This is a genomic window from Acetobacter sp. KSO5 (assembly GCF_044094635.1).
GTDB lineage: Bacteria > Pseudomonadota > Alphaproteobacteria > Acetobacterales > Acetobacteraceae > Acetobacter > Acetobacter cerevisiae.
Genome location: NZ_CP172014.1, coordinates 1,761,010 through 1,777,602, shown reverse-complemented (window position 1 = coordinate 1,777,602; position 16,593 = coordinate 1,761,010). Strand labels below are relative to the sequence as shown.

Genomic DNA, 16,593 nt, shown 5'->3' with positions numbered 1-16,593 from the left:
ATTTGGGCAGACATACAGGGAAAGGGAAACCAATGCCCACCATCGAGATACCCGACAGCAAATTGGCGAAAGAGATCGCGGAACTCGTGCGCGACACCGAAACAGAGCTTCTGTTCAACCATTCCAGCCGCGTTTATATGTTCGGCGCCCTGGCCGGTGCACACAGAGGACTGAATTTTGATCGTGAGCTCCTTTACGCAGGAGCCATGTTTCATGATCTCGGGCTGATGCCCCCTTACAGCAGTCCCCATGAGCGTTTCGAAGTGGACGGAGCCAACGCGGCGAAAGCGTTTCTTTCCGGTCGGGGGATTGCCCCGCAGGATATTGACCTGGTCTGGACGGCGATTGCGCTTCACACCACGCCCGGCATTCCCAAACATATGCATCCGATTGTTGCACTCGTGACTGCAGGTGTGGAAATGGATGTTCTCGGTCTTACCTACGACGAATATACGGCTATTGAACGAGATACGGTCATCAAGACATTTCCTCGTACACCGCATTTCAAGGAAGACATTATTCAGGCTTTCTACGACGGTATCAAACACAAGCCAGAAACAACATTTGGTAACGTGAAAGCCGACGTTCTCGCTGACAAGGACCCTCATTTCCACAGGGGCAATTTTTGCAGCGTTATCCGTTGTTCGCATTGGAGCGGCTGATAACGTCACTGTTGTATAGGAACAGGTTCGACAAGTCCCTGCATGCCGGCCGGGTTGCTTACCCGGCTCGGTCCTCTCATCGGTCTGGAAACCATTCCGGTCTTACCGGACACTGTTACTTGTTTTAGCAGGCTGCGGGCCTTGCGATACCTATTACGCTGTAACTTTGCTTCAATAGCGACCGGGAAGGGTAACGCTTTTATGAGATGGTGCGATGGACTTGCTGACCTGAACCAGAATTATGACGGATATATCGTTGATTTATGGGGGGGTGTTCATAATGGCGTGTCGCCGTACCCCGGCGTGATCGAGTGCTTGAAACGCCTGCGTGCAGCAAAAAAGCGGATTGTACTCTTATCGGCGTAATGCATCTGTCGAACCGGAACTTTGGCGCCTCGGTGTGAGAGCCGATCTCTATGACGCCCTCATGACAAGTGGCGAATGCGTCCATCAAATGCTGGCTCGGCGCATTGATCCCTGGTTTGCCGCTTGCGGCCATCGTATGATTCATCTCGGTCCGAGACGGGATATGGATGTATACGCCGATCTCAATATCGAGGTTGTGACTGATCCAGATCAAGCAGATTTTCTGCTCAACACCGGACCGGATGCACACCTGGGAGAGGAGGACATTACGCCATATCTCTCCATGCTTGAACAATGCGCCGATCAAAATCTGCCTATGATATGCGTTAATCCGGATCAGCAGGTCATCCGTGGCGACCGCCGCTTGATATGTGCAGGCGCATTGGCAAGCTGGTATGAAGCTCAGGACCGCGAAGTACGGTGGATTGGCAAGCCATATCCCGAGGTATACCAGCTTGCTTTATCGCTGCTAGACGTACGTCCCGAGCGGGTACTGGCCTTGGGAGACGCATTGGCGACACACATGGTCCCGTCCGTTCGGACAGTTTTGTGGGCTTGATAAGCTATACCCGGTTGTTGTTATGCCGCCATTCTGACGGCGTTGCTGTTGGCCATCTGGTCCGGGGTTAACCCCGGACCAGATGGCGTCGGCACGTCATGATACGCCTCATCGGGCGTTCGTCCAGCCAGCGCCGTATGCGGACGCCTTTCGTTATAGTGGGCGATCCATCTGCCAAGCCCGGCCCTCAGTTCTGATCCGGTCTCGAACGCGTGCAGGTAGACGCATTCATATTTCAGCGACCGCCACAGACGCTCGATGAACACGTTATCCAGCCATCGCCCACGCCCGTCCATACTGATGCGGATCTGACGCTCTTCCAGTATCCCGGTGAAACGGGGTGTCGTAAATTGCGACCCCTGGTCAGTATTGAAAATGTCCGGGGCGCCATAGCGCATGAGGGCATCCTGTAGCGCCTCGATACAGAACTCCACGTCCATCGTGTTCGACAGACGCCAGGACAGGACCTTGCGCGTGAACCAGTCCATGATCGCCACAAGATAGAGAAATCCCCGTTTCATGGGAATATATGTGATATCGGAACACCAGACCTGGTCAGGCCGATTGATGACCAGATCCCGTAGCAGATATGGATATTTCCGATGTTCCGGATGGGGCACGGTCGTGCGCGGCTTCTGGTAGATCGCCCGCAGGCCCATGGTCGCCATGAGCCGCCGGACCCGCTTGCGGCCCACTTCATGTCCCAGGCGGCGCAGATGCCATGTCATCTGCCGTGAGCCATAATACGGCGTTTCCAGGAACTGGGCGTCGATCAGCCGCATCAGCTCCAGATTGGCCTCGCTCTGTGGCACAGGCCGATAGTAGACGCCCGACCGGTTGAGTTGCAGCAGCGTGCATTGCCGGATTATCGGCAGACGCGCTCGCTTCGGGTCAATCATCTGCCGCCTCTGATCACGCCCAACCGAGCAGAGGCATCCCGCAAAAAATCCCGTTCCACCAGCAACTGGCCGATCTTGGCGTGCAGTTTCTCTACATCAGCAGGGCTGACTAAAGGTTCCGTTACTGACTTACCAGAAAAAAGGCTTGCCATGCCTTCGATCGCCTGGCGCTTCCATTGGGCGATCATCGTCTGATGCACGCCATGTTTCGACGCCAACTCCGCCAGTGTCAGTTCGCCACGGATCGCCTCCAGGGCAACCCGTGACTTGAACTCCGCCGCATACCGTTTCCGCGTAACCTTGCCCATAAAACCCGTCCTCGTTCAGGCCAGATGATAGCTTATCGCCCTGTCCGAAAAATGTGGACCACTTCTGTGGCATCCGAAGTCACCGCTGCCGGGGGCAAGGCCCTCGCCATCAAGGCGGACAACACCAGTGCCGATGAAATCAAGGCTGCCGTGTCGCGCACGGTCGCGGAGCTGGGCGGCCTCGACATTCTGGTGAACAATGCCGGCATCGTGCTCGGTGGACCGGTGGACGAGTTCGCGCTCGACACCTTTGACAAGATGTTCGCCCTCAATGTGCGCGGCACCTTCGTCGCGATTCAGGCAGCCGTCCCGCACATGAAGGAAGGCGGACGGATCATCAACAACAGCAGCGTGGTCGCGCATTACACCGCGTTCCCCGGCTCCTTCGCCTACGCGATGACCAAGGGGGCCGTCAGTTCCATGACGCGCGCCATTGCCCGCGATCTCGGGCCGCGCGGAATCACAATCAACGCGATCGAGCCCGGCCCGACCGAAACCGACAACATCAGGAACGACGCGATGCGCGACATGCTGCGTCCCCGCATGGCGCTCGGCCGCCTGGGGTCGGATACGGAAGTCGCGAGCTTCGTGGCCTATCTCGCCAGCCCTGAATCCAGCTTCATCACGGGCTCCCTGCTGACGATCGACGGCGGTTACTCCGCCTGATCCCGGCCTACCGGAACCATTCCCAGCAAAGGACAGTCCAGATGTCAGATGCAGGAGAAACAGTCCGGCAGTTCGTCGCATCCTTCGAAAAGAGGGATGCGGAGCTGATTGGGACATTCTTTGACGACACCATTGTGTTTTCCAACCACGGCGATCCTGAAGTGCGCGGAAAAGAGAACGTCGTGAAGTTCTGGAAACGGGCATGCCCGTGGATGACCCGGCCAATGTACTCGGTACAGCGATCCCGGTCACTGATCCTGGCCCACACGCCATGCCGGACGCAGACCCCTTCTGCCAGCCCTGCCGCGCGAGCGCGTTGTCATTCCCGCCCCACGCAGTGTCCCTGCTGTGGCTAGGCAAGACTGACGAAACTGGGCGAGAGCATCACGGAAACCCTTGAGGTCATTCCGCGCCGGTTCAGGGTTATCCAGACAGTGCGCGAGAAGTTCAGCTATTGGGACTGCGAGACCATTACCCAGCCGCCAGCCCCATTCCATCCTCTTGTCCGCGGACGGGCGGGACCGCACCTTCTGGCCTCTGTCCTGGTCGGGAAGTTTGGGGACCATCAGCCCCTGAACCGGCAGGCGGCAGCCTTTGCCCGGGAAGGAATTGCGTTGGATACGTCCACCCTGGCTGACTGGGTGGGGGCCTGCACCGCAACACTGGCACCGCTGACGGCACTGATCAAAGAGCATGTCCTTGCTGGAGAGCGGTTACATGCCGATGATACCACCGTACCAGTTCTGGCCAGCAGTCGCACCATGACCGGGCGGTTATGGACCTATGTGCGCGATGACCGGACCGTCCCTTTGCCGGTCCCGCGCCTCCTGCTGCTTGGTTCGGCTACTCCCGCGATCGCAGGGGCGAGCATCCCACCATTCACCTCGATGGCTGGAGTGGCATCGTGCAGGCCGATGCCTACGAAAGCCGGGACGGCTGCCCGCGCCCGTAACGCTGGCGGGCTGCTGGGTGCATGCCCGACGCGGCTTGTTCCGGCTGGCCGAACTGGGCAGGACACCTCTTGCCGTGGAAGCCGTAAGGCGGATCGACAGCCTGTTCGAGGTGGAACGGACCATCAATGGTGCCGTGCCGCAGCAGCTTGGCGCGCCCATCGTGGAAAACCTGATGGAATGGATGCGTGACAGCTGCAGCCGTATGTCCACAAAATCACCCATTGCGCAGGCCATGGCCTACATCCTCAGACGACCGGATACCTTCACGGCGTTCCTCCATGATGGCCGGATCTGCCTGACCAATAATGCGACAGAACGGAGCCTGCGTGGCATCGCCGTAGGACGCAAGGTCTGGCTGTTCGCGGGTTCGGACCGCGGCGGCAGGAGAGCGGCTGCCATGTATGCCCTGATCGTCACTGCGAAACTCAACGATGTCGATCCCCATGCCTGGCTGGCTGATGTCATCGGACGGATCAACGATATCCCCGTCTCCCCGACCTGCTACCCTGGAATTGGAAAAACACCCGACACGCCAATCATACACAGGCGGCCTGACTCATGCCTGCGGCCCTCGTCGGATGCTTACCGTTCTCTGGCACGATTACAGCGACGGCCAGTCCGCCCGCGAGGCCCTGAACGCCACGAAGCTGCTTGCAGCTCCGCAGTCGTGACCTGACGCATAACCCCTTTACTGATCATTCCAAGGAAGACTGACATGCACGCTATCGTAATGCGCGAACCGGGTGGCCCCGAAGTTCTCGAGCTGGTCGAAAGGCCCGACCCAGCACCAGATCCAGGTGAGGTTCTGGTCGATGTGGCCGCTGCCGGCGTGAACTTCATGGATACCGGCGTCCGGCGCGGGATGTTCTAGACGGAAGCTGATCCGAAGATCCTTGGCACTGGCCGTGTTCTGTCCGTCGGCGATATTGCGCCGCTTGATTTGTTGCGTGCTCTGGCGGGCGTTTCGATTTTTTCTGTCGGCCCGGCGGAGAGACCAGTGCAAAGCGGCTTGTCGACATTCTTATCGCCGGATCACGAGCGTGATTCCTGCTGCACCTAACTTTCAACGGATAAGCGTCGCGCAGGTCAACAGGACCACGAAGACGGCAATATTCATCTTCGGTTCCCAATAACGCATGAAGGCGAACGTGATCGCAGTCCAGCCTGCGGCAGCAGCAAACGATATCGCTGTGACCGCTCCTTGATCAATGAGTGCTGGCGCTTGCCTTGCCAGCCAGAGGCAGAGGAGACCAAAGACAACCTGGCCCAGTGCGAATGATGTGTTGAGGCCATAATACAGGGTTGTCTCCGGTCCCGGTACACGTTTGTGTCGCACATATTGTGAAACGACGTCGACAAGAAAATGCAGTGTGCCGCTGAAGGTCAGCCAGATGTAGGCAGCAAGCAGGAAAGTCCTGTGCATGGTGCTTACCCGAACTGCACATGGGCAAGTTTTTCGGAAATATCCCACAGACGAGCGGCAGCCGGCCGGTCGAGTGCGGCAGGAGGAATTCTGGCAGTAGTGGGATATCCACGCGTCTCACTCAGTCTGTCGGGGCCATAATAGCCGCCTCCCTTTGCCTCGAAGGACGTGGCGGCGAAAAGGGTCGGCAGCGCGCCCTGGGCAGCTGGCTGGAAAAGAAACCACAATACCCGTCGCGCGATGCCGAAGACACTCGAAGCGCCAGTCCCATTCGGAAGAAGATCGGTACGCGAAATACCAGGGTGCGCGGCGATACTGGTGATCCCCCAGTCTCCCGCTTCACTGCGACGCTGGAACTCCAGCGCGAACATCAGACAGGCCAGCTTGGACTGGCTATAGACCGGCATGGGCTTATAATTACGTGTTGCCTGAAGATCATCAAACGCGATCCGGCCGTCACGCGCCGCGATGCTGGAGAGCGTTACAACTCGCGGATTGTGCCCTTTGCGAAGCAGGGGGAACAAATGCGCGGTCAGTGCGAAGTGCCCAAGATAGTTGGTTCCGAACTGCAGTTCGAAACCATCCGAGGTCACTTTGCGTGTGGGGGGCATCATTACCCCGGCATTGTTGATCAACACGTCGAGATGGTCGTGCTGGCTGCGCAGACGTTCACCAAACGCGGCTATCGATGCAAGATCAGCCAGATCAAGAGCCTCAAAGCTGATGGATGCCTTCGGAGCTTCCCTTTTTATCCGGGAGATGGCTTCCGCGCCTTTGCCAGGGTTTCGTCCGGCGAGAATGACTGTCGCTCCAGCTTTCCCGAGCGCCAATGCATCCTCAAACCCGAGGCCGCCCGTCCCGGTCACGACGAATGAGCGGCCGCGAATGTCTGGAATGTTTGATGTCGTCCATTTGCTCATGTTGGGCTCCTGTACACGCAAGGAATTCTCTTCAGGAAGAGGGGCTGGTATTTCGACGGCACTGGCCATTGATCCCGGCAGATACCCAATACTTAGGCGAGCATGGCGATGAGACGAATGCCCGAACTCTCAAATTTCTTGCCCGATCCTGCAATGCTCTGGCTCAGACGATGAGCAGAGTGTAGATGGGAACTGTTGGAATTTTGGCTGGAGCAGGAAATGTCTTCATCTCTCGCCAGGGCTGTAACCTGCTATCTGGACGGGCAGGGTTGTGGCACAGACGGGCTTTTCACGACGTCTTTCGACGGCCTGAATATCATTAGGTTGAGCGAAAAGACGCCCCCGAATGGCATGGTTTACAAACCATCACTCTGTATTACTCTTCAGGGCGCCAAGGAAGTTGAGTTTGGCGATGCCATCTTCGAGTATGGTGCCATGGGGTTCCTGCTGGTTAGCGTCGAAATACCCGCTCTTGGCCGTGTGACGGAGGCAAGTCACGAGTGCCCATATATCGGTATCACCCTGGATCTGGATGCAGGTATCCTGCGTGAGGTTATGACGCAACTTACGCAGCCACCTTTACCGTCAAATGATCAGGGAATTGGAGTATTCGTCGCCGAACTTTCGGAAGATCTGGCCGACTGCATCCGGCGACTCATACGGCTATTCGATAATCCGACGGCACCTCCGATCCTCTGGCCAGCGATCATGAGGGAAATATGTTTCTGGCTGTTAACAGGGCCTCATGCGGGCGAAATCTGTAAACTCGTCCTGCCTGACAGTCACCTGCAACGGGTTGCTGAAGCCATTCATCTGCTGCGCGCAAATTTTACAAAGCCGGTGAGGATTGAGCAGCTTGCTGCCGTTGCACGCATGAGCCTCTCGGCCTTCCATCAGCATTTCAAGACATTGACGTCTATGACGCCGCTCCAGTATCAAAAGCAGTTGCGACTGCTTGAGGCGCGCCGCCTTATGGTATCAGAGGACGCCAATGTCTCGCACGCGGCGTTTGAAGTTGGTTACGAAAGCGCGTCGCAATTCAGTCGGGACTATGTTCGCAGGTTCGGGATAGCGCCCAAACGAGACGTGATGGGACTTCGGTCCTTTATTATCTGACTATGCTGGAGCGGATGCGAAGGTGCGTCCGTATCAAGATTTCTTGTGTCAGGAACTACAAGCTTTCCCCGTTCAAGCTGCCTGTCTACCAGATGAAATTAGCAGACAGGCGGCCTTTTCGCATACATAATAAGGGCTTTGATGCCCCTTGCGAAAAGCAGACCTGAAATTTCAATATTTTATCCCATCCTGGAGTATTTCAGGGGTGCTGAAGCACTTTCAAAATGCAGGATCCCGGCCAGTCGCGCCGGCTTTCCCGTATCATTCGGATGATTGATTCCGTCCGTTACTGGCACTTCCGGAAAATCAAAAGGACTAACCCCGTCAAGACAGGCCACATTTACGGCATGACGGTTCGGATCAGACCGACGTTGATGATGCGTATGGATGCCGCATCGAGAACAGAAGAAGTGCTGTGCCGTTTTTGTATTAAAACGGTAGGTCGTCAGCACATCCTCACCCTGGAGAATTTTTATCCCATCCAGTGCTGCCGCGGCGACCACCGATCCCCGCATGCGGCAATAAGAACAGTTGCAGCGACGGACGGATTGAAGGCCGTCGCTGAGCATCACTTCAAAGCGTACCGCACCACAGTGGCAGCCGCCTGTCCGACTGTTCGTTACGCTTGTCATGATCTCTTCCTCCTGAGCATAAATAGTCCACGTCTCCGGCATCGGTTGTCGTCTGCTCTGGGCGGCCTCACGCGGCTTTCATGGAAAAGCCCAGTTGAAGTACCATTGGGACGATAAGCAGGGCTGTCGCGGCTGTCGCAAGTTGACCTGTGGTCCGACCGACATGATCAGCGAGGAGGCCATAGGCAATTGGCGCCAGTCCACCTGCGCCGATCACCCCGGTGTAAAACACGGCAAAGGCCCGGCCCGTATCTCCACCGGGTGCCAACTCAGGCACTGTTCCGTACAGGAGGGAGGATGTCCCGTTCAGGACAATCCCGAGCAGGGGAAGAAGCACCAGTGTCCCCGACAGTGGCGTAAACAGCGTAGCGATGATCAGCAGTGATGTCGTCGTTTCCGTGGCAACGACGCTTCTGACGATACCAAGACGATCGCCCAGCCACCCGCATGTTGCCTTTCCCAACGCGCCTCCGGCAAAGAGGAGCGCCAGGGCCATTCCGACTGTCGCCGACGATCCACCACGGCCATGAATGAGAAAAGGCAGGAACAGCAGATAACCCATCCGTGTTGCGGTATCGAAAGCCCCTATCGTCAACAGCCATGCAAAACCGGTGTGCCTGCTGGAAGATCCCTGATGCGGGGACATCGCTGCGGCAGGCGTAATTTTCCGGGGTGTGAGCTTGATCAGCACCAGGGACAGGGCCAGTCCCAGCAGGGCAAGGGTGCCCGTTATCGGGCGCCAGGTGAAGACGGGCAGCAAAAGTGCAATGAGAGCGGGCAGGGTCGCTTTGCCCAGATCGCCGGAGAAATTATAGAGGCTGAGTGGGCGTCGGGCCGCACTGCCATAGCACTCGGTGATCAGGTGCGATGCGCGCGGATGCTGGATACTCGACCCGATGCCCGCGAGGACAAGGCCGCAGCACAATCCGGCAAATCCCATCGGAACCGCCATGACCGCGAGACCGCCTGCCGCAATCAATGTGGACAAAACGAGCGCGTTGCGCGGTGACATACCATTCAGCAGGCGATCCGCAGGCACCTGAAGACCACCCATCGTACCGAAATAGAGAGCACGCACGATCGCAAGCCCGGCATAGGAAAGGCCGAACTGGGCTTGCCAGACTGGAAAGAAGGCGTACAGCCCGTCTGTAAAGCCATCGTGTAGCGCGTGAGCGAGACACGCAGCCATCAGTCCCCGCCGCTGTTCCTGGGCACACGTGAGCTGCTGTGATGCGGATTCAGTGATGGCGCTCATCTGCATGTGCACACCGTCCTTTCGCAGAACACTTTAGACATGTGACTTTTCTGGGAATAGCGGGAATATTATCACCATACCTGTCAGTTTTCATCACGGATCCCATGCGCCATCTACCGCCTCTCAATGCTCTGCGTGTTTTCGAAGTTGCGGCCCGTACGGGTAGCTATTCCGAGGCTGCATCAGAACTCGGCCTGACCCATGGTGCGGTCAGCCGTCAGATTGCCCTATTGGAAAGCTGGCTGGGGCAGCGACTTTTTCACCGATCCGGCCGGCGCATGGTCGCAACACCGGTGGCGCGTATTTTTGCGGCCGAGGTCAGCGGCGCCTTCGAGCGGATGACGACGGCTGCCGAAGCATGCGGACGACCTGATGCGAGACGGATCCTGCGCGTCAATGCCCCGGTCAGCTTTGCAATGCGCTGGCTGATCCCAAAGCTGGACCTTTTCCATAGCGTCTATCCATCCGTGGGAGTCGTGGTGACGACCGTCTCAACGGTGCACGAGGAACTCCGTGGTGGCTTCGATGTCGCTATCCGTCGTGGCGTGGCGGGTTCTGGTGCGTGGCCACATCATCGTGCCACTCATGTTCTGGACGATGTTGATACGGTGATCATGAGCCCTTCGTTGTTCGCTCAGCGACCGATCTTCGGTCCTGCCGATCTTGAAGGCCACCAGCTTCTGGCCAGCGAGACGCGACCGGGAGACTGGATCGACTGGCTGGAAGCAGCGGAATTGCCTCATCTCATTGGCCGCCCGCGGACCCTGTTCGACCATTTTTTCATCACCCGGCAAGCTGTGCTGGACGGGTTGGGTATCGGGATCGGCCCTTTGCCTATGCTCGATATCGATATTGCGATGGGACAGCTTGTAACACCGCTTCCACAGATCCGGGTGCACCGCACCGGCTACGTCGCATTGCTCCCCGAAGGGACCAACAAGACCGCGCCCGCAGTACATTTCGTTGAGTGGCTTGCAAGGGAAGGAATGGCTGGACGGTAACAATTGACCGACGGAGAAATATCATGAACCTCCGATTTTGTGTCACGCAACGTAATTCGGGATAATTACGTCCCGCAATGGCTTACGTTTTCTGAAATCCTGTTAGGTCAATGGTTTAGCGGGTTTTTACTATGCGGATATTGAGATCGTTTTCAAGAAAACTGTTTTCTTCCAAAGCCTTAGGAAAATTGGGTTCAAATCGGCGGTGTCGCCTCTCACAACAACCACCGGCAATTACCGTTTAGATATTCCCTAGTGAGATATTCCTGGGCGTTGATCAGGCCGTCCCGTGGCCGTCCTTTCCTTGATATCCGGGTAGAGGACGGAGATCACTGAAACAGAACCATTGTTCGGTGACGTCGATACCGGTGCCTTCCAGCAGGCTAAGAGAATACAGCCTGAGGGGTAATAAAGGAAACGCAACCTGCCGATTCACCGGGCATGTAAAGTGGATCGACAGGCAGGAAATTGTCAGTTCATTCATAGGGGAGCCTGACCTGGCAGACAGCAGGTTTCTTTCAGATCCGGCTGGAATGCTGACGGGAATTATGACGCAAACCGCTCTCCGACCATTTCTTCGCTTTTTGCCCACAAGGCCTCGGCATGCGCCGAATCAACGGCATAAGCACGGACACCCCCGTCAAGCAGCCCTTTAGGTGCATCATTGGGAATGGCCTGTGCGACGTGGCAGTCCTCGCAATAATGGCCGCCTACCGCATCGGCGGCAGCAATGACACCTGCCCATACTGAAGTCGCAGCACCTTGTGGAATTGTTTTGAACTCAAAAGGCGGTTTGCCGTCAGCAGCCGCCTGTGCGTTGATCTGCGCTACCATTGTTTCAAGTTCGCCTTTCGGCAGATGACGCACGAGTTCCGTCATAATCCCGCCAGGGTGAACTGCAGTGGCCCGTATACCTCGTTCCCGATGTCGGGCATCGAAAGCAACTGCGAACAGGATATTGGCGGTCTTTGACCGGCCGTAAGCAAGCCAGGGGTCATAGGGTGTATGTGCGAAGTTCGGGTCGGCAAGATCGACATCCGAAAAGCGATGTCCGGAGGAGGAAAGATTGACCAGGCGGGAGCCTGCCCGCAGCAGGCCGGTAATCCGGTTCACCAGCACGAAATGCCCCAGATGATTGGTGCCGAACTGGGTTTCGAACCCGTCTTTCGTATGCCCGAAAGGAGTAGCCATCACGCCTGCATTGGCGATGACCAGATCGAACGGTTTGCCTGTTGCGTTCAGACGGTCCGCGGCGGCGCGAACGCTTGCGAGATCAGCGAGATCAAGTTCAAGCGACTCAAATGATCCGCCGCTTTTTTCCGCATCAGCTCGAACCTGTGCGGTTGCGTGTTCCGCTTTCGCAAGATTGCGTGCGGCCCCCACGACCGTGGCCCCGTGGGCTGCCAGCGTACGGGCTGTCTCAATGCCAAGCCCTGCTGAAACACCGGTCACGAGAACGCGCCTGCCGGTAAGGGAAACATTGCGCAGGACATCCTCGGTGGTGGATGTTGCACCAAATTGCAGTGTCATAGTCTGTGCCATAGTAGGCCTCCAGCATGAAGGGAACGCCATTCCTTGTGGAAAGGGCGCCCGGGGAGTTATGTGGAAGCATGCTCCGCTTATTTATATACGGAGCATTGCTCCGTTTAACAAGAGGGAAAGACGTGGAAGAGGACCAGACGCGCCGTCGCAGGCCACGCAGCGATGGACGTAAAAATCGCGAACGCCTGCTGGAAACGGCACGGGCCGCCTTCGGATCAGGCGAAATTGACATTCCTTTGGATGAGATTGCGCGGCGGACCGGCGTAGGGATTGGCACGCTTTATCGCCATTTTGCCAATCGTGACGCCCTTATCGAGGCAGTCTATCGTGATGAGTTGAACCGGCTCGCAGCGGCCGCCCCCCGTCTGGCGGAAACTCATACGCCCGTCGAAGCGTTGCGCGCGTGGCTGAACCTGTTCGTCGATTACATCGCGACCAAGCAGGTGATCGCGCCCGCCCTGAACAGCCTCCTCGGCGGAACGGACGCAATCTATGCGGACTCCCGCACAGTTCTTACCGCTGCGATTGACGGGCTTGTTGCCCGTGCCATGGAAAGCGGTGACATCCGGCCTGATATCGAACCGGTCGATCTGCTGTGCGCCCTTGGTGGCGTTTCGAACTACGCGACCGGCCCGGGATGGGAGGCGCGTGCGAAACGCCTCGTTGATGTCCTGATTGCAGGTTCGCGTCCCGAAGGGTGAGCGTTACGGCGGAGGACGGCGTGGCATGCCCTTCGGCAGTCTGAATGTCGTCAAAAACAGCAGGCCGTGAAAGACGCAGAGTAGACCGAAGGCCGCCGTGAAAGCCAGTGAGACCGCAGGGGGAGTGGTGGCATGCGACAGACGCCACCCCAGTAACGTGGCGCAGAGCGTGGTCAGGGTCGGGCCACCGATACGCTGCACGATATTGAGGGCGACGGTCGCCATGGGGATTTCCGCAGGTGCGACGGATGCATAGCCCGCACTCATCGCAGGAATCCCGATGACCCCGGTTCCTGCTCCACGCAGGAAAAGCGCTATTGCGAGAACGAAGATACTGAAACCGGAGAAGGCGAGCATGGCAAGCATCAGGGTGCCAAGACCGGAACAGATGGCCCCGAAACGGGTCAGCCTGCGGATGCCAAAATGCCCGGTCAGGCGTCCTGTCAGCGGGTATGTGCACATCATGCCCAGGCCCAGCGGCGCCATGAACCAGCCCGTCCGTTCCGCAGGGATGCCGCAGGCATGGATGAGCCAGACCGGCAGCAGCATCTGTCCCGCGAACGCAACCCCGTTCAGCATGAACATGATCAGCGCGGAAGCGGAGAAGATCGGCGCCCGGAACAGCGCCAGATCAATCAGTGCACGCTCTCCTTTCCGATGCGCCTGCCGCAAGTAGAGAATACCCATGACGACAGCAAGGCACAGGAGACCCTGACCCGTTCGCTGTCCCATATGATCGGTGCCATAAAGCAGGGCGATCAGGGCCGGGGAAAGCAGCATCAGTCCGGCGATGTCGAGCCTGCGCGGACGGCATTCCTGCCTGTCATCGGGCAGGAACATGCTGGCGAGCAGCAGCGCGATAAGCCCGAATGGCAGATTGATGAGGAAAATCCATCGCCAGGAGGCAACCGACAGGATGCCACCGGCCACGACGGGGCCAAGAAGTGGCGCGAGCAGTATGGGAAGCGTGACGGCACTTGCAACCCGTGGCATGTCCTTTCCGGCGGCGCGGGCAATCGTCATCTGGGCCATGGGGGCCAGCAGGCCACCCGCCATGCCCTGCAGGATGCGGAATGCGATCAGCGACGGCGCGGACCAGGCCAGCGCACACAGGGCGGATGTTACCGTAAATCCGGCAAAACACCCCAGATAGATGGTCCGGCCGCCAAACCGGTCAACAAGCCATCCGTTCAGGGGGAGTGCCAGGGCCAGCGCCAGCAGATATCCGCTGACTACCCACTGCACCGTGGAAAACGGTGCATGCAGTGTGCTGGCCAGATCCGGCAGCGAGACATTGACGATCGTCGCATCCAGTTGCGACATGAAGGCGCCGATGGCCGCAACACTGACGATTTTCCAGATGCCCGCAGGCAGCCGACCGGAGGGAGGAGCGTCTTGCAAGGCTGTGTCTTCTACCTTCAGGATGCCAGTTCGATTGCGGTGCTTGTCGTTACATGCCCAAGGCGGGGGAAAATGCAGTCATATGCGAAACGCTGCATCTCTTCGGAAAAGGTGGAGGTGATGTCTTCGGCGAGGACGACGGCGTAGCCATGTTCATGTGCCGCACGGGCGGTGGATTCCACGCCAAGGTTCGTCGAAATGCCACCAATGACCACGGTGGTGATGCCGCGCCGCCGTAACTGGAGATCAAGATCCGTCCCGTAAAAAGCACCCCACTGCCGCTTGGTGACGTGCAGGTCGCCCGGCTGGGCCAGCCCTTCGGCCAGATCGGTCCAGTCAGCAGCAAAGCCACCGGGAGGCGGTGCGAACGGCTGGTCAACGGGTGTATGCGGGGCGTCGGCAAAATCGGGGGCGAATGCGACATTGACCAGAATGACCGGCGCACCGGCGGCGCGGAAGCGTGCGGCAAGGGTCTTGGAGCGTTCGACAATCGTCCCGCCCGTGTAAGGGGCCAGTTGATGGGAGATGATGCCCTTCTGAAGGTCGATCAGGATCAGGGCGGTCCGGGACGCGGAAAACGATGTCATGGCGGTCTTCTCCTGTTATCAGGCTCCTGCATGCCGGGTTGTTGTCCGGCATGGAAGGAGTTGATAGAAATTGAGCATACACTCAAACAGGGACACTATTTGAGGATGGACTCAAGTACGTCAAGCGAAAAGCGCGCACCCCTTCAGCCCCGGCGGGCGGTTGGGCGGCAACGCGTGGCCGAACTGCTGGCGGCCGCATCCGACCTCATCGCGGAACGTGGCTACGATGCGACGACAATGGCGGAAATAGCCGCGCGGGCAGGGGCGAAGATTGGGTCGCTCTACCGCTTCTTTCCCAACAAGGAGGCCATTGCCGAAACGTTGCTGCAGCAGCATATGGCGATCCTGCAGGAAGAATATGAAGCGATCGGACGCCATGCATCAGGCCTGTCCCCCGACGAACTGGCGGATGGTCTGATTGACCTGATCGTCAGGTTCTATCCCCGCGTGCAATCGCTTCCGGCGCTGATGACGGCACGGACGGACAGGACAGAGCTTCGTGCACAGTCACGTGGTCAGGCGTTGCTTGGTATAGCGACGGCATTGCGGGCCTGCGCCCCCGGACTGGATCAGAAAACGGCGGATGACATTGCTGCTGTCGTTCTGAACAATATGAAAGTCATGGTCGGCATGGTCCATGGCGATGCGCCGACAGCGCCGGGGGCGCCGGATGAACTGCGCTGCATGAACCGGCTGTATCTTTCATCCCGGCTTGGGCCTTTTCGGGCGATTGCGCAGTAATTTGGACGCGGTAAATTTGATGTCCGCTTTTCGATTTATTCCGCTTGGCAGACAAGGCCTTAGTTCTGAGTAAAATTGCCCTCAGTTTAGAAAGGGCAGGTGGAGGGTTCTAAAAACCCCTATTTTGATTTTTCCAGTAGTAGCGATATCAATGGGTTACGATTTTTATACAGGCGGAAAAGAGGGTTTTTAGAACTCTCCAGGTGGCTTATTGATGGCATGAGTGAAATGGTCAGCCATATGCAAAAAAAGTTTAGAGAAATAGCCGTTTAAGCTCGCTTTATTCTCAACTTGCGATTGTTGCAATTTAAGAACCAATCCTGCCCCCGCAACCACTTGCAGTTTCTGAAACCCCGCTAAGTCAACGGCTTAGCGGGGTTTTGCTATGCGTAAACTGAGGCCTTCTTCTGCAGAACTGTTTAATTCCATAGGTTTAGAGGGGGCAGGTTCAAAGCGGGGGTATCATACCGCGCAACCACTTGCGATTATCCGCATTGACGTGAGCTGCTGTTACAATCAGGGTCAGTAGCGAATGTAATTTTAGCTTCTGGATTGATGACCGACCTTATTCGAGACCTTATCCTTCGCTGGCGGGATGATCCGGCAAGAACTTATCAGAGCTGGTTTCTGTGGGGTGAGCGCCTCAATAATTTCCGGTATATCCGCCGTTGGCTGCGGTAGGTTGTCGTCGAAATTGCCGCTGGCACGTTCGGGGCTGCCTATTATGGCTCTTCTCTGGAGGCTATTGTCCATTCGATTGCGGAGCAGCGTCAGATATTCAAAGGGGCGAATCATGCGGTCCTTTGGAAGCCGAAGCTACGAATTTCTGATAACCATTCAATGGTCTGTCATTGGCCCAGA

At 57.5% G+C, this 16,593-nt stretch carries 17 protein-coding genes and 4 pseudogenes; 12 read left to right on the top strand and 9 right to left on the bottom strand.

The genetic code is table 11. The annotated features are described in order from the left end of the window. Nucleotides 1-32: 32 nt before the first annotated feature. Together ACHQGU_RS08120 and ACHQGU_RS08115 are read left to right on the top strand one after the other, a co-directional pair. Nucleotides 33-662 carry an HD domain-containing protein gene (locus ACHQGU_RS08120; RefSeq protein ID WP_240283618.1) on the top strand — a complete coding sequence of 210 codons (630 nt, stop codon included), beginning with the start codon at nt 33-35 and terminating at the stop codon, nt 660-662. Between the two features lie 328 nt (nt 663-990). After that, complete coding sequence (locus ACHQGU_RS08115; protein ID WP_395494610.1) at nt 991-1,587, top strand: hypothetical protein; 597 nt, start codon at nt 991-993, stop codon at nt 1,585-1,587. Nucleotides 1,588-1,607: 20 nt separating this feature from the next. Here ACHQGU_RS08115 and ACHQGU_RS08110 read toward each other — a convergent pair. Further along, nucleotides 1,608-2,794 (bottom strand): IS3 family transposase gene (locus tag ACHQGU_RS08110; RefSeq protein ID WP_172155878.1). Its coding sequence is split into 2 segments (ribosomal slippage): nt 1,608-2,524 and nt 2,524-2,794, totalling 1,188 coding nucleotides; the frame shifts between segments, so codons are not numbered across the junction. A gap of 66 nt (nt 2,795-2,860) precedes the next feature. Between ACHQGU_RS08110 and ACHQGU_RS08105 the strand changes: the two genes are divergently transcribed. The 5 genes and pseudogenes from ACHQGU_RS08105 to ACHQGU_RS08085 all read left to right on the top strand — a co-directional run. Continuing rightward, complete coding sequence (locus ACHQGU_RS08105) at nt 2,861-3,460, top strand: SDR family NAD(P)-dependent oxidoreductase (protein WP_395494609.1); 600 nt, start codon at nt 2,861-2,863, stop codon at nt 3,458-3,460. 41 nt (nt 3,461-3,501) lie between these two features. After that, a pseudogene (locus tag ACHQGU_RS08100) lies at nt 3,502-3,609 on the top strand (hypothetical protein); the annotation flags it as partial. 118 nt (nt 3,610-3,727) lie between these two features. After that, a pseudogene (gene tnpC / locus ACHQGU_RS08095) lies at nt 3,728-4,968 on the top strand (IS66 family transposase); the annotation flags it as partial. 160 nt (nt 4,969-5,128) lie between these two features. Then, on the top strand, nt 5,129-5,284 hold the full coding sequence (locus ACHQGU_RS08090) for a hypothetical protein (protein ID WP_395494608.1): 156 nt from the start codon (nt 5,129-5,131) through the stop codon (nt 5,282-5,284). A 51-nt stretch (nt 5,285-5,335) separates the two neighbouring features. Beyond that, nucleotides 5,336-5,457, top strand: a pseudogene (locus ACHQGU_RS08085) (TetR family transcriptional regulator); the annotation flags it as partial. Between the two features lie 19 nt (nt 5,458-5,476). On the opposite strand, the gene ACHQGU_RS08080 reads toward ACHQGU_RS08085, so the two are convergent. Together ACHQGU_RS08080 and ACHQGU_RS08075 are read right to left on the bottom strand one after the other, a co-directional pair. Continuing rightward, the gene (locus tag ACHQGU_RS08080) at nt 5,477-5,836 is read right to left on the bottom strand and encodes a hypothetical protein (RefSeq protein ID WP_395494607.1); all 360 of its coding nucleotides are present in this window, start codon (nt 5,834-5,836) and stop codon (nt 5,477-5,479) included. 5 nt (nt 5,837-5,841) lie between these two features. Next, nucleotides 5,842-6,756, bottom strand: a complete 915-nt coding sequence (locus tag ACHQGU_RS08075; RefSeq protein ID WP_395494606.1) for an SDR family oxidoreductase — start codon at nt 6,754-6,756, stop codon at nt 5,842-5,844. A 219-nt stretch (nt 6,757-6,975) separates the two neighbouring features. Here ACHQGU_RS08075 and ACHQGU_RS08070 point away from each other — a divergent pair, with 219 nt between their 5' ends. Next, entirely contained in the window at nt 6,976-7,872 is an 897-nt protein-coding gene (locus ACHQGU_RS08070) for an AraC family transcriptional regulator N-terminal domain-containing protein (RefSeq protein WP_395494605.1), read from the top strand. 179 nt (nt 7,873-8,051) lie between these two features. On the opposite strand, the gene ACHQGU_RS08065 is transcribed toward ACHQGU_RS08070, so the two are convergent. Beyond that, entirely contained in the window at nt 8,052-8,504 is a 453-nt protein-coding gene (locus tag ACHQGU_RS08065) for a GFA family protein (RefSeq protein WP_395494604.1), read from the bottom strand. Between the two features lie 67 nt (nt 8,505-8,571). After that, entirely contained in the window at nt 8,572-9,765 is a 1,194-nt protein-coding gene (locus ACHQGU_RS08060; RefSeq protein WP_395494603.1) for an MFS transporter, read from the bottom strand. Between the two features lie 98 nt (nt 9,766-9,863). On the opposite strand from ACHQGU_RS08060, the gene ACHQGU_RS08055 reads away from it, so the two are divergent. Next, nucleotides 9,864-10,760 (top strand): LysR substrate-binding domain-containing protein, encoded by an 897-nt coding sequence (locus tag ACHQGU_RS08055; protein WP_395494602.1) that lies wholly within the window; start codon nt 9,864-9,866, stop codon nt 10,758-10,760. A gap of 277 nt (nt 10,761-11,037) precedes the next feature. On the opposite strand, the gene ACHQGU_RS08050 is transcribed toward ACHQGU_RS08055, so the two are convergent. Both ACHQGU_RS08050 and ACHQGU_RS08045 read right to left on the bottom strand, forming a co-directional pair. Next, a complete protein-coding gene (locus ACHQGU_RS08050; RefSeq protein WP_395494601.1) occupies nt 11,038-11,244 on the bottom strand; it encodes a hypothetical protein in 207 nt (68 codons plus the stop codon). Nucleotides 11,245-11,306: 62 nt separating this feature from the next. Continuing rightward, nucleotides 11,307-12,290, bottom strand: a complete 984-nt coding sequence (locus tag ACHQGU_RS08045) for an SDR family NAD(P)-dependent oxidoreductase (protein ID WP_395496402.1) — start codon at nt 12,288-12,290, stop codon at nt 11,307-11,309. Between the two features lie 134 nt (nt 12,291-12,424). Here ACHQGU_RS08045 and ACHQGU_RS08040 point away from each other — a divergent pair, with 134 nt between their 5' ends. Then, nucleotides 12,425-13,003: a TetR/AcrR family transcriptional regulator gene (locus tag ACHQGU_RS08040; RefSeq protein ID WP_395496401.1), complete on the top strand. Its 579-nt coding sequence runs from the start codon at nt 12,425-12,427 to the stop codon at nt 13,001-13,003. 3 nt (nt 13,004-13,006) lie between these two features. Here ACHQGU_RS08040 and ACHQGU_RS08035 read toward each other — a convergent pair whose 3' ends face one another. Together ACHQGU_RS08035 and ACHQGU_RS08030 are read right to left on the bottom strand one after the other, a co-directional pair. Next, nucleotides 13,007-14,326 (bottom strand): DHA2 family efflux MFS transporter permease subunit, encoded by a 1,320-nt coding sequence (locus ACHQGU_RS08035; protein ID WP_395496400.1) that lies wholly within the window; start codon nt 14,324-14,326, stop codon nt 13,007-13,009. 95 nt (nt 14,327-14,421) lie between these two features. Then, nucleotides 14,422-14,991, bottom strand: a complete 570-nt coding sequence (locus ACHQGU_RS08030; RefSeq protein WP_395494600.1) for a hydrolase — start codon at nt 14,989-14,991, stop codon at nt 14,422-14,424. Between the two features lie 105 nt (nt 14,992-15,096). Between ACHQGU_RS08030 and ACHQGU_RS08025 the strand changes: the two genes are divergently transcribed. Further along, entirely contained in the window at nt 15,097-15,732 is a 636-nt protein-coding gene (locus tag ACHQGU_RS08025; RefSeq protein WP_395494599.1) for a TetR/AcrR family transcriptional regulator, read from the top strand. Nucleotides 15,733-16,287: 555 nt separating this feature from the next. Continuing rightward, nucleotides 16,288-16,563, top strand: a pseudogene (locus ACHQGU_RS08020) (type II restriction endonuclease); the annotation flags it as partial. Nucleotides 16,564-16,593 lie beyond the last annotated feature (30 nt).